Here is an 11,878-nt window from a genome sequence, read left to right as displayed (position 1 = left end):
CCTAGTTAATATGGCTACTACCGAGCGTAAACCACTACTGTTGGATTTTGAAAAGCCGTTAGCAGAACTCTCCAACCGCATTGAGCAGATTCGGCAACTTGCAGAAGAAAATGGCGTTGATGTATCTGGTGAAATTCGTAAGCTAGAAGCACGCGCTACAAAACTGCGTGAGGAGATTTTTAGTACTTTATCTCCGGCTCAAAGGGTGCAAGTCGCCCGTCATCCCCGTCGTCCTAGCACTCTTGATTACATCCAGGCGATTACAGATGAATGGATGGAGTTGCATGGCGATCGCTGTGGGACTGATGATCCGGCTTTAATTGCTGGTGTAGCTCGTTTAGGTGGGCAGCCGGTGGTGATGTTAGGTCAACAAAAAGGGCGTGACACTAAAGATAATATTGCGCGTAACTTCGGGATGGCTGCTCCTGGTGGTTATCGCAAAGCAATGCGGCTGATGGAACACGCCAATAAGTTTAGAATGCCGATTTTAACTTTTATCGATACACCCGGCGCTTTAGCCACAGTAGCCGCCGAACATCAAGGTGCTGGTGAAGCCATAGCTTATAATCTGCGCGAGATGTTTAGCTTAGATGTACCGATTATTTGCACAGTGATTGGTGAAGCAAGTTCTGGTGGGGCGCTGGGTATTGGGATTTGCGATCGCCTACTGATGTTTGAACACGCTGTTTACACTGTGATTAGCCCTGAAGGTTGTGCGGCGATTCTCTGGAAAGATGCCAGCAAAGCACCTCAAGCTGCTGTCGCCTTAAAAATTACTTCCCATGACTTAAAAAATTTAGGGATTATTGACCAAATTTTAGCGGAACCAATCGGCGGCGCTCATTCTGACCCCCTAGAAGCAGCAACCACCCTCAAACAAGCACTTTTAGATAACTTAGACGAACTTAAACAGTTAACATCTCCAGAAAGACGGCAAATGCGCTACGAAAAATTCCGCAAAATTGGTGTTTTTACAGAAATTCCCCACTAGCCAGGCAAACCTGGGTCATTAACTCAAGAGCAATGTTATAATTGCCTATGGTTCTTAAAGATTTTTAACAATCTTTTTAACCATAGGCATTTGTATTGATGATGAATCGTCTCACTTAAATGAGAGATTTATGTAGTTTTTAGTACCTTACTGCGAGTAGACAGCCAAAACACCCAGATGAAGAAGAATTTTCATCACTGGGATATATCTAATTGGCAAAAATGCCCAAACTGACAATTCAACATAGCAATTGTCAAAAAAAATTATCGGAATTTAAGGTTACTTTAATGTAGCCAATCCGAAAGACTTAAATAATTTGGTGGCAAGGAGCTTGGGTCACTGCCAAAAAAATGAGGGAAAGCATGAGTAGTAAGCAGAAACAAAATGCCCTGATTACTGGGGCTAGTAGTGGAATTGGCAAAGCAACAGCACTGGCATTTGCCAAGGCAGGCATAGATGTTGCCTTAGTTAGCCGTTCTTTAGATAAATTAGAGGCGGTAGCAACAGCAGCCAAGCAAACCGGAGTAGAAGCCAAAGCATACACCTTGGATTTAGCCGATTTACCACAAGTAGAAGCGAAAATAAATGCGATCGCTCAAGATTTTGGCAACATAGATATTTTGGTAAATAATGCCGGAATAGGCTATACAGCTAATTTAATCGACACCAGCTTAGAAGACTGGCAAAAAGTTATTAACATCAATCTCACCAGTGTATTTGAGTGCATCAAAGGAATTTTGCCGGGAATGCGCGATCGCGGCACAGGCACAATTATCAACGTAGCCTCAATAGCTGCCAAGCAAACCTTTGCTGGATGGGGAGCCTATTGTGTTAGCAAAGCCGGACTTCTAGCCCTTTCTCAAACCCTGGCTCAAGAAGAACGCGCCCACGGTATCCGTGTTACGGCCATTTGTCCTGGTTCTGTGAATACAGAAATCTGGGACACAGACACCGTTCATGCCAACTTTGACCGTTCAAAAATGTTAACTCCAGAAATTGTGGCACAGTCAATCCTCCACACTGTCTTATTGCCACCACAAGCAGTGATTGATGAATTGATTCTCATGCCCAATACAGGCACATTTTGAGTATTGAGTGCTAAGTGCTGAGTGCTGAGTATCTCTTTAACTCATAGCAAACATCCAAAATTCAACTGAAAATTACATCATGACTATTGCTAGTTCTAACGGTTCTAATCGTTTTCAATCTCCGCTGATTCCCGATTTGGCAGAGGCCATTAATACCAGACCCGATCGCAACACTCACGACGGACGACTACCGGATTTGCACCAGCCTTCTGAGGAACACATGGAGCAAATGATGGATGCCGTTAGGAACATCATAGTCGGCGTTGGCGAAGACCCTGAGCGCGAAGGATTGCTCAAAACTCCTAAGCGTGTGGCTGAGGCAATGCGGTTTCTCACCAGTGGCTATAACCAATCTTTAGAAGAACTTTTGAATGGTGCGATCTTCGATGAAGGTCATAACGAGATGGTACTAGTTCGAGATATTAATTTTTTTAGCCTCTGCGAACATCACATGCTACCTTTTATGGGAAGAGCGCATCTGGCTTATATTCCTAATCAAAAAGTTGTGGGCTTAAGTAAATTAGCCCGGATTGTGGAAATGTATTCCCGACGGTTGCAAGTTCAGGAAAGATTAACTCGCCAAATTGCCGAAGCGATTCAGACGATTTTGGAACCTCAAGGTGTAGCAGTAGTGATGGAAGCTACTCACATGTGTATGGTCATGCGGGGGGTACAGAAACCTGGTTCTTGGACTGTGACTAGTGCCATGCTGGGTGTATTTCAAGACGAACAAAAAACCCGCGAAGAATTCTTCAACTTGATTCGCCATCAACCAAGCTTCTTTTAGAAGTGTGAAGTGTGAAGTGTGAAGTGTGAAGTATGAAATTTTATTTTTCATACTTCACACTTCATGCTTAAGGCTTCAGATGGGCAAATAGGAGTGCTACCTTGTGTAAATCTTTATCTCCTGGTTGAATTTCAACACCGCTGGATAAATCTATCCCATCAGGGTTGACTTGGCTTAAAGCTGCTAAGACATTTTCTGGTGTTAATCCTCCCGCTAAAAACCACGGGCTACCGGGGTGGAATTTTTCTAGCATTGCCCAATCTAAAGTTTGGCCTGTACCGCCCAATTGTTGGGGATGATAGGCATCCAGTAGTAAAGTATCTACGTATTGAGCATAAATCGATGCTTGTGCAAGATGGTCAAAACTTTTTATCCTCAGTGCTTTGAGAATTTCCACATTGGGGATTTTTTGACGCACTTGGTGGCAAAACTCTGGTGATTCATCTCCGTGTAACTGCACACCAGTTAAACCAGAATCATTAACTATCTGGCTAATCTCCTCTATTGGAGCGTTAGCAAACACGCCAATTTTATCAATATCATCTGGTAGCTGTGTGACAACTGCCCGAATTTGCGTTGCTGTAACATAACGAGGCGAAGTAGGTACACAAATAAATCCTAAAGCTGTTGCGCCTAAAGATGCGATCGCTTTAGCTTGTTGTGGTTGAGTGATGCCGCAGATTTTAACCCGCATATAGTTCTAAAGAGCGAATTTTTGCTAACAATCTCTGGTTCCTGACTCAGTAATTCTATAATTTTGAAGGTTTTATGAATTTTGTCATTTAGGAGACAGAACCTTGATGTTATCAAATTTACTGGCAGCAGCCGCTAATGTTCCCGCAACTCCCGCGTGGACTCCTACCGTAGGTATCATTATTAGCGTTAGCAGTGTGATCATGCTTTTGCTATCCACCCGCATCGAACAACCACAAGTAGGGCCTAAATTACCAGGTTTGCCAGTTAGTGTTACCACCTTTATCGCGGCTATGGCTTTTGGTCATATCGTGGGTATTGGGATTGTTTTAGGGCTGACTAATATTGGTCGTTTATAAATCATCCAGATGACAGAGAAGTGAGATTATCACTCAATCCCCTACTCTGAAACTCATTCTGCTTCTTTCTCCAGCAATGCGACTCTCAAGTTTAGCTCAGTTGAATTTTGCTATTTTTGTTACCTTAAAGACAGAACTCAGCGCAAATTCATCATGACAGCTAAATTTATGGTTCTTGTCTGGAGAAAGAACCATAAATTTAAGAAAACTGGGTGTTTAGACAACGGTAAATCAGTAGATGCAAAACAAACTACCTCAAATAATTTGGTTAGCATCAGCAACGATCGCACTATTAGCCAGCGGTTGCGAGGAAATGCTAAGATACGCGCCACCGTTGCCCAGGATTGAATTACCATCAAACCAACCACCACAGCCTGTCATTTCTGCCGAATCTGCCAAAATTGCAGACATGGAAGCCGCGGTTCGCCAAGGTATTAACCAAGTGCGTCAGCAAAATGGACTTCAGCCGCTACAAAATAATGAAAAACTCACTCAAGTTGCGCGTCATTACAGCCTTCAGATGGCGCAGAAAAATTCTTTAGTCACACTGGCGCAGATGGTAGTACCTTACGAGACAGAGTACGTGCAGGCAGAATCAATTATTGGATGGTTGGGGAAAATTTATTCACATCTACCAATGTGCCGCAACCTGTACCAGCCGCCATCAAAGCTTGGATGAACAGCCCCGGACACCGAGCCAATATTCTGCGTCCAGTATTCAGAGAAACGGGTGTGGGAATCTGGCAAGTTGGGAATACATACTACATGACTCAGTTATTTTTGCGACCATAACTTCTCCCCTCATGTCACCTGTCAAAGGATAGGTGCAGCGATCGCCGATTCAATCTAAACTACAAATGTATTATTATGACAGGAGTCTTAGTGAAAGCTAGATGGATAATTACAGCAGCTTCAGCAGCCCTGTTTTTTGGTGGTAGCCTGTTCACATCGCTGCGCGACCCTTGGTTTCAAAACCTGCAACGTCCCAGTTGGTTAACCTTTGAGTTTCTGATTCCTGTTATTTGGACTTTCATTTGGGTTTGCATCACGATTTCGGCAATTATCGTGTGGGAGAAAAGCTGCAAAAAAGGTTCTCGTCCTTGGGGTTTGCTAATAGTTTATGGTGCGATCGCTTTACTAACATCACTTTACAGTCCCGTTGTGGTAGAACTTCGTAGTTTGACAGGTGGGATAATTGTGGGCGGTTTAGCGACAGTTTTGGTCTACATTTTGGCTTTTGTTGTTAAGCCAATTTCGCCAACAGCTGCATGGCTATTTCTACCTTACGCATTGTGGGGGCCTTTCGGCACTTATTTAACTTGGTTATTACTACAACTCAATAGCCCTATCAACCCATAATGAAACGACTGATTCCCTATTGTTCGCTTTATTTAACTTTGCTATTAACTGGATGTATTGCCAATAGAGATGGTAAAAATCCTCTAGTTACAGCAACACTCAATCCAGCAGTACCCAGCAATAATCAAGATGCAAACTATATCACTCAGGTTGTGCAACAAGTAGGGTCAGCAGTGGTACGCATCAATTCGACACGGATTGTGTCAGTATCTCCACAAGACTCTTATTTAGGGCGTTTTTTTGGCGCACAGGTGCCAAGTAGAGAAGAAGTACAACGGGGTATTGGTTCAGGATTTATTACCAGTGCGGATGGGATTATTTTGACGAACGCCCATGTTGTCGCAGATGCAGATAACGTTTCAGTGGTTTTAAAAGACGGACGCAGCCTACAAGGTAAGGTGGTAGGCGTTGACAGAGTGACTGATGTGGCGGTGGTGCGAATTAAAGGTACAGGATTACCGACAGTCAAGTTAGGTAACTCGGATAATTTGTTACCGGGGCAATGGGCGATCGCCATCGGCAATCCTTTAGGATTAGATAATACAGTCACCCAGGGAATTATCAGTGCAACTCAGCGTTCAGTTGCTGATTTAGGAGTACCCACCGAACGCGTCGATTTTATTCAAACTGATGCAGCCATTAACCCTGGTAATTCTGGTGGCCCATTACTCAACGCTCAAGGCGAAGTAATTGGGATGAATACTGCTATCATCCAAGGAGCGCAAGGATTAGGTTTTGCAATTCCCATCAAAACAGCCCAAAGAATCGCCAATGAATTAATTGCTAAAGGACGAGTAGATCATCCTTATGTGGGCATTCAAATGGGTGAGTTAACGCCTGATTTACGCAGCAAAATTAATCAGAGTGATACAGGTTTAAAAGTTAATCAAGATACAGGTGTGATTATTTTAGGAGTCGCCCCAAACTCTCCCGCTTCCCGTGCTGGGTTGCGTCCGGGCGACATTATTGACAATATTAACGGTGTTGCCATTCAAGATATTCGGCAAGTGCAACAATTGGTAGAAACTACCAAAGTTGGCGACATGATGCAAATTACCATCAATCGTAATGGCAAAAAGCAAGCGATTGCCATTCGCACAGTTGCTTTACCTGCAAGAGACATTAGTTGAAGAATTTAGAACCTTAACTATTTATCTTTTTAATATCTCCATAGGCGCGATAAAAGCCGCCTCTAGCTGACTCGCGGACTTCTTGAACAAGATAGCGATCGCCAGCTTGGCGAATATCTTTGGGAAACTGCACATTCCAGTTAAAATTATATCCTGGGGAAACCACTCTGACGCGTAATTTATCACCATCTTGAAAACACTCAACGATTACCCCAACACTTGTATCTGTGGTGGTTTCGAGAACTTCAGAAGGTGCGACTCCCTCAGTTTTTGGTGCTTTAATAATAGTTGCATTGGGAATTGTACCAGCTTGAGCAGAAGCGATCGCAGTTTCACTAGCATCAATACAAGCTAAAGCCCCATCAGTGGTTACAATATAAATTCGAGAGTCGCAAAACTGCATCGATAAAGCGGAACCACAACCAGTTCCCAACTTCCACAATCTTTCACCCGCTTGGTTAAAGCAGTAAATCGAAGAATTATTGTCACCAGCAAACACATATTTACCATTTTGTGCAGTGGCGCAAGAATAAACCGCAGCATCGCACTTGTATATTGATAGTAGCTGACCCTGCTTGCTAAAACTATAAATTTTGCGATCGCTTGCACCCGCGTAAACTGCGGATGCTTCTTGCCAACCAAATAGCACACTCCCGCCAGTTTTTTGATGCCAAACCATTCGACCTTCTTGATTATCGTACATAGTCACGCCTTGACTATGACCGTGATAAATCCCCGCTTCATCACAGCGAACCATCCAGCCAGAATTACCTTGACTCAACCGAGTCCATTGTGACTCATCATCATGATCTATCGTTGTTACGCCACCATTAGCATCAGAAACAGCCAATAAACCATCTTTAATATCTAGCCAGAAAATATCGACATTTTCATCAATTTTGTAAGCAACACGGGGTAACTTACCAGTCAAATCATAGACATTGCCATCATCACAGCCAGCGTAAATCCAGATATCATCAGCTACCAAACATTTAACCCCATCAGGGAGCTTAAATTGATTGCTGACTTTACCTTGATGGTTCAAAGCAAAAACTTGCCCAGCTTGATTACCCAGCCAGCAACGGTTAGCATCAATAAAAATGCCAAAAGCCGCTGAATTAGCCGCAAATTTCCAGAGAATGGGCGCTTGTTTGGACGTTGAGACAGTACTAGCAACTTCTCGGCGAGTCACAGAACGCTTTTGACGCACACCCATCACAGCATTTTCATAGCCTTTTTTCCGCTTTTCGTTAATTTTTTTCGCCGCTTCCGCCTTTGCTTTTTCTGGAGTGGGGTAAGTTTTGGTCTGCGTTTGTCCTACGTCACCGATGCGACCGTAGCGGATGCTTACTTGGGTATCTTCAACGATAACCTCATAAAACTTATGGGAACTTCCTCCATCTTCTGATAACTCCAAGTATGTTATTTCTTTAGTCATGACATTTGCTCGTTAAAACTGAATGTAAATGTTCGGAGTGGTATCCAAATAAATTAACCATCCTTCATCGGTTCTAACTATTACTAAGGTCGTATGTCTATAAGCTACAACTACAAACTTCAACCTGATGAAGCTTGAAATTGGCAATGCACTCAGTACTTAAAGGATTTTCGCCAAGCTGCTGAGTCTTTCATAAACTGGAATCAGGCGATCGCCTTCTATTTCTACAGTATTATCTGGATAATGACGAATTGCGCCCAGCAGTGTGATTTCCCCATCTTGTTGAATAGACTTACTCAAAGATGTTTGTAGCGCCTTTGCATCTAAGTCTCCCGCAGGTGGATGAACTACATCACCTATTTGAGCAATTAAAATTGGCCCTGTCCAGCCAGATAACAAACTATCTAAATAAGCAGGTTCAGCTTTTATACCTGCAACTAGTGCTTTCCTGGCTACAGTAGGATCTTGTTTAGATACCTGCAAATAAGTTCTCAGTGTCGGGGTAGTCTTCCCTGTTTGCACAAACTCAGTCAATTCCGCTACAGAAACAGGCCCTTGAAAGCTACCATATTTTAAAATTACCTGTTCAGCCGCGGTTGCACTAGCATGGAACAGCAAAACACTAGCACCTACTCCTAAAACTACTGCATGACCGAATAATTTACTAAACTTTCCCTTGGTTAATCGATTCCAAAATTGAAAAATCTGCATTACATTTAACTTCCTAGTGGTGTGGAGCGTACACAGGTCTAAAATATTTAAGCTTGCTAATCACGACAACATATTTATAAGGTTATCTAAATATATTAAGTTTGTGGAATCTACTGAAGTATGACCAGCGATAGAAATTACAAAAGCCAGAACCCCGGCTTTTACAAAAACCGGGGTTCTGGTTGCTCAGAAATTATTGATAACTACATCAAAATTACTTGCTGCTTTCAGCTGGTGTAGCAAGCATTTTGGCAGCATTTTCTTCGCTTTCGAGAATACCGAACTCAATCAACAATTCTTCCAATTCTTCCATTTCAATTGGGGTAGGAATTTTGAGATTTTCGTTGTTGATGATTTTGTTAGCCAAGGTGCGGTATTCATTACCTTGTGCGCTATCGGGTGCGTACTCGTTAACTGTCATCCGACGCAATTCAGCGTGTTGAACAATATTGTCGCGGGGTACGTAGTGAATCATTTGGGTGTTCAAGCGTTTTGCCAGAGTTTCGATCAATTCGATTTCTCTGTCAACGTTCCGGCTGTTACAAATCAAACCACCCAAACGCACGCCGCCTGTGTGTGCATATTTTAAAATACCGCGAGCGATGTTGTTTGCAGCGTACATCGCCATCATTTCACCGGAGGTAACGATGTAGATTTCTTGTGCTTTACCTTCACGGATAGGCATTGCGAAACCACCACACACAACGTCGCCTAATACGTCATAAGATACGAAGTCAACGTCTTGGTAAGCACCGTTTTCTTCTAAGAAGTTAATAGCGGTGATAATACCACGACCAGCGCAACCTACACCGGGTTCTGGGCCACCAGACTCTACGCAACGAACACCACGGAAGCCTGTGAGCATTACTTCTTCGAGTTCTAAGTCTTCTACTGCACCACGTTCAGCAGCCAAGTGTAATACTGTAGTTTGTGCTTTAGAGTGCAGCATCAAACGGGTAGAGTCAGCTTTAGGGTCGCAACCTACGATTAGGATGCGTTGACCCATTTCAGCCATAGCTGCCAAGGTGTTTTGAGAAGTGGTAGATTTACCAATACCGCCTTTACCGTAGAAAGCGATTTGTCTGATTTTTTTGTCAATAGCCATGGTTGGTGTTTTCCTGTGATGATTGTGATTACAAAGTTGGAGAGTCAATAATGGTTAAAGGTTGCATACCTGAGAATTCGTTTTTCAGGAATATTGCAAGTATTACCAAATGCAGATTCAGATAAATCTCAAGAGATGAAATTGGTATTTGTAGCCTGGTTGCTATCGGGTGTGTGCAGAAATTTCATCTCATGAAAAGCAAGGTTGAGAAAAGCTGGACATACACATTACAGGTTGGTGTAATTAAATCCCCATCGGTTGCTCAAGCCTTAAGAGTGGTGACAGTGGCAATTGACATTTCCCCAGGTTTTAATAAACCCAACCAACCAAAATTGCACTACACTCTGAATGGTGATTACTTACAATTTGCCTGTTTTTGGATGTGTCACAACTACTCAAATCTTCTCATCACGATCGCCGCAAATGATATCCTGAGATATCAAGCGATCGCAGATGCTGGTATTGCTAACAAATACTCCTGAAAGATTACTCAATCTACTAGTAATTAATGCGGGTAAAATCAATCTTTTATGACGAAGATAGATTTTATTTGGCTTGCATTATTTTCAGTAACCTTTCTGATGTCTTTTAGATTGCCAGATATACTAAGAGTCTTTCTTCCTTGTCTCTTAGAGTAATTTTTTCTGGCTGATAATACTAGTTTTTATAGCCAATTATTACTAGTAATTATCTAAGCAAGTTATCACTGACTTCAAGATTGTATGAAGGTGAGTATCCTGTTTATCTGGCTGATTTCTATCGTTAGCAAAAAGCTTCACGATATTGAAGTGGATTTACCAGAGCAAAAGGACTCTATTGAAGTTACTTCAATATTTTTCTTGAAGTCTTTTGCGTTCTTGCTTTTCTTGATTCCTATAGTCAGCTTAACACCGTTTGAATAATTTATTTATCGAAATTTGAAGTATTTTTGCTTTTAGTTAATGACTGTTGATGAATATTTTACTTAGACATTAGTGCTGTTATGAGATTGGTGAGATTATAAAGTTTTGCCTGACATTTTAATTTTTACTGTTTGTTTAATTTGAACTTATCTAGTACAGGTTGGTGTAAATAAACAGACCAGACTTCAACTACTTCGGCTGCGCTCAGTACAGGTACGTTCAGTGACCATCTGGAATTGCTAAAAGGCTTGTGGTGTCAATATTATTTCTTTTTACTTTTTACTTTTTACTTTTGCTTTTTTGTACTAGTATCACTAACAATACATGAACAACAAGAACCTCAACTTATTTGAGAAGTCAGGGTTATGAACCTGCACAAGTTATTTACATATTTTGACAAGATGAGTTTTTTACCTAATTTTAAATGTATCTTTATTTTCGTGGTGAGGCGATCGCGCTACTATCCCGATATCATCACTCAATGCTGTAAAAGCTAATGAAAACGACTATGACTGGGAGCCAAACAAGTGCAAATCGCTAAGCGCAATGTTGAGTTAAGGGTAGATGACAGCTTAATGCGGGTTTATGTCGCCTCTCCTCAACCAGCCGGAACTTACCCAGGCATTTTGTTTTACAGTGATATTTATCAATTAGGTAGTCCGATGATTCGCTTGGTTAATTACCTAGCAGGATTTGGCTATGTTGTCGCCGCACCCGAAATTTTTCATCGTCTGGAACCCATTGGTGCAGTTATTGAACCAGATGATTTGGGGAGAATGCGGGGAAATGATGATGCACGTCGCACGGCGATCGCAGAGTATGATACGGATTGTCAAGCTGTAATTGATTTTCTTAAGGCTGACGCGGCTGTGAATCCTGATAAAATTGGTACTCTCGGCTTTTGCATTGGCGGACATTTATCGTTTCGCGCCGCCTTCCACAGTGACATTAAAGCTGCTGTCTGCTGCTACCCGACTGGTATTCCTAGCGGCAAACTCGGTAAAGGTATAGCTGATACTATTCATAGAGTGAGTGAAATTTCAGGCGAAGTGCTGCTGATACTTGGTACTCTTGATCCTCACATTCCCGAAAGAGATCGCCATATATTAATGAAAGCTATTACAGATGCTAATGTAACTCATCAAGTATTTTTATATGAAGCTGAACATACATTTATGCGTGATGATGGTTATCGTTACGATGCTGTTGCGACTACCTCTGCTTGGACAGAAATCATCACCTTCTTAGCCAGAATATTTCCCTAGTAATAATTCAATAGCGCACAAATGTGTGCCTTTTTAGTGAAGGGTGATTA

At 42.2% G+C, this 11,878-nt stretch carries 12 protein-coding genes and 1 pseudogene; 9 read left to right on the top strand and 4 right to left on the bottom strand.

Features of this window, described 5'->3' with window-relative positions:
* The first annotated feature begins 10 nt into the window (after nucleotides 1–10).
* The 3 genes from NOS7107_RS05110 to folE all read left to right on the top strand — a co-directional run bounded on the left by NOS7107_RS05110 (nucleotide 11) and on the right by folE (nucleotide 2,866).
* The gene (locus NOS7107_RS05110; protein WP_015111919.1) at nucleotides 11–991 is read left to right on the top strand and encodes an acetyl-CoA carboxylase carboxyltransferase subunit alpha; all 981 of its coding nucleotides are present in this window, start codon (nucleotides 11–13) and stop codon (nucleotides 989–991) included.
* Between the two features lie 362 nt (nucleotides 992–1,353).
* Nucleotides 1,354–2,079, top strand: a complete 726-nt coding sequence (locus NOS7107_RS05105) for an SDR family oxidoreductase (protein ID WP_015111918.1) — start codon at nucleotides 1,354–1,356, stop codon at nucleotides 2,077–2,079.
* 79 nt (nucleotides 2,080–2,158) lie between these two features.
* Nucleotides 2,159–2,866: a GTP cyclohydrolase I FolE gene (gene folE, locus NOS7107_RS05100; protein ID WP_015111917.1), complete on the top strand. Its 708-nt coding sequence runs from the start codon at nucleotides 2,159–2,161 to the stop codon at nucleotides 2,864–2,866.
* A 67-nt stretch (nucleotides 2,867–2,933) separates the two neighbouring features.
* Here the strand turns inward: folE and NOS7107_RS05095 are convergent, their stop codons facing one another.
* Nucleotides 2,934–3,560 carry a phosphoribosylanthranilate isomerase gene (locus tag NOS7107_RS05095; RefSeq protein ID WP_015111916.1) on the bottom strand — a complete coding sequence of 209 codons (627 nt, stop codon included), beginning with the start codon at nucleotides 3,558–3,560 and terminating at the stop codon, nucleotides 2,934–2,936.
* Nucleotides 3,561–3,663: 103 nt separating this feature from the next.
* On the opposite strand from NOS7107_RS05095, the gene psaK reads away from it, so the two are divergent.
* From psaK to NOS7107_RS05075, 4 genes and pseudogenes are all read left to right on the top strand, one after another.
* Nucleotides 3,664–3,918 carry a photosystem I reaction center subunit PsaK gene (gene psaK, locus NOS7107_RS05090; protein WP_044499692.1) on the top strand — a complete coding sequence of 85 codons (255 nt, stop codon included), beginning with the start codon at nucleotides 3,664–3,666 and terminating at the stop codon, nucleotides 3,916–3,918.
* Between the two features lie 238 nt (nucleotides 3,919–4,156).
* Nucleotides 4,157–4,710: pseudogene (locus NOS7107_RS05085) on the top strand (CAP domain-containing protein).
* A gap of 75 nt (nucleotides 4,711–4,785) precedes the next feature.
* Nucleotides 4,786–5,277 (top strand): TspO/MBR family protein, encoded by a 492-nt coding sequence (locus NOS7107_RS05080; protein ID WP_044499690.1) that lies wholly within the window; start codon nucleotides 4,786–4,788, stop codon nucleotides 5,275–5,277.
* Nucleotides 5,277–6,407 (top strand): HhoA/HhoB/HtrA family serine endopeptidase, encoded by a 1,131-nt coding sequence (locus NOS7107_RS05075; RefSeq protein ID WP_015111913.1) that lies wholly within the window; start codon nucleotides 5,277–5,279, stop codon nucleotides 6,405–6,407. Before NOS7107_RS05080 ends, NOS7107_RS05075 begins: the two co-directional genes overlap by 1 nt.
* A 13-nt stretch (nucleotides 6,408–6,420) precedes the next feature.
* On the opposite strand, the gene NOS7107_RS05070 is transcribed toward NOS7107_RS05075, so the two are convergent.
* The 3 genes from NOS7107_RS05070 to nifH form a co-directional block, all read right to left on the bottom strand.
* A complete protein-coding gene (locus NOS7107_RS05070) occupies nucleotides 6,421–7,845 on the bottom strand; it encodes a WGR domain-containing protein (RefSeq protein ID WP_015111912.1) in 1,425 nt (474 codons plus the stop codon).
* A 159-nt stretch (nucleotides 7,846–8,004) separates the two neighbouring features.
* Nucleotides 8,005–8,556: an alpha/beta hydrolase gene (locus NOS7107_RS05065; protein WP_015111911.1), complete on the bottom strand. Its 552-nt coding sequence runs from the start codon at nucleotides 8,554–8,556 to the stop codon at nucleotides 8,005–8,007.
* Between the two features lie 214 nt (nucleotides 8,557–8,770).
* A complete protein-coding gene (gene nifH, locus NOS7107_RS05060) occupies nucleotides 8,771–9,661 on the bottom strand; it encodes a nitrogenase iron protein (RefSeq protein ID WP_015111910.1) in 891 nt (296 codons plus the stop codon).
* Between the two features lie 191 nt (nucleotides 9,662–9,852).
* On the opposite strand from nifH, the gene NOS7107_RS05055 reads away from it, so the two are divergent.
* Complete coding sequence (locus tag NOS7107_RS05055; RefSeq protein WP_015111909.1) at nucleotides 9,853–10,143, top strand: hypothetical protein; 291 nt, start codon at nucleotides 9,853–9,855, stop codon at nucleotides 10,141–10,143.
* Between the two features lie 947 nt (nucleotides 10,144–11,090).
* A complete protein-coding gene (locus NOS7107_RS05045) occupies nucleotides 11,091–11,828 on the top strand; it encodes a dienelactone hydrolase family protein (RefSeq protein ID WP_015111908.1) in 738 nt (245 codons plus the stop codon).
* The last annotated feature ends 50 nt before the right edge of the window (nucleotides 11,829–11,878 follow it).

The organism is Nostoc sp. PCC 7107 (assembly GCF_000316625.1).
Lineage (GTDB): Bacteria > Cyanobacteriota > Cyanobacteriia > Cyanobacteriales > Nostocaceae > Nostoc_B.
This window is presented reverse-complemented; position numbering and strand designations above follow the sequence as displayed.

What these genes read in the sequence shown, in the direction of transcription:
- NOS7107_RS05110 (WP_015111919.1), top strand. Translation starts at nt 11, where the DNA reads ATGGCTACTACCGAGCGTAAACCACTACTGTTGGATTTTGAAAAGCCG.
- NOS7107_RS05105 (WP_015111918.1), top strand. Translation starts at nt 1,354, where the DNA reads ATGAGTAGTAAGCAGAAACAAAATGCCCTGATTACTGGGGCTAGTAGT.
- NOS7107_RS05065 (WP_015111911.1), bottom strand. Translation starts at nt 8,556, where the DNA reads ATGCAGATTTTTCAATTTTGGAATCGATTAACCAAGGGAAAGTTTAGT.
- NOS7107_RS05095 (WP_015111916.1), bottom strand. Translation starts at nt 3,560, where the DNA reads ATGCGGGTTAAAATCTGCGGCATCACTCAACCACAACAAGCTAAAGCG.
- folE (WP_015111917.1), top strand. Translation starts at nt 2,159, where the DNA reads ATGACTATTGCTAGTTCTAACGGTTCTAATCGTTTTCAATCTCCGCTG.
- NOS7107_RS05055 (WP_015111909.1), top strand. Translation starts at nt 9,853, where the DNA reads ATGAAAAGCAAGGTTGAGAAAAGCTGGACATACACATTACAGGTTGGT.
- NOS7107_RS05080 (WP_044499690.1), top strand. Translation starts at nt 4,786, where the DNA reads ATGACAGGAGTCTTAGTGAAAGCTAGATGGATAATTACAGCAGCTTCA.
- nifH (WP_015111910.1), bottom strand. Translation starts at nt 9,661, where the DNA reads ATGGCTATTGACAAAAAAATCAGACAAATCGCTTTCTACGGTAAAGGC.
- NOS7107_RS05075 (WP_015111913.1), top strand. Translation starts at nt 5,277, where the DNA reads ATGAAACGACTGATTCCCTATTGTTCGCTTTATTTAACTTTGCTATTA.
- NOS7107_RS05070 (WP_015111912.1), bottom strand. Translation starts at nt 7,845, where the DNA reads ATGACTAAAGAAATAACATACTTGGAGTTATCAGAAGATGGAGGAAGT.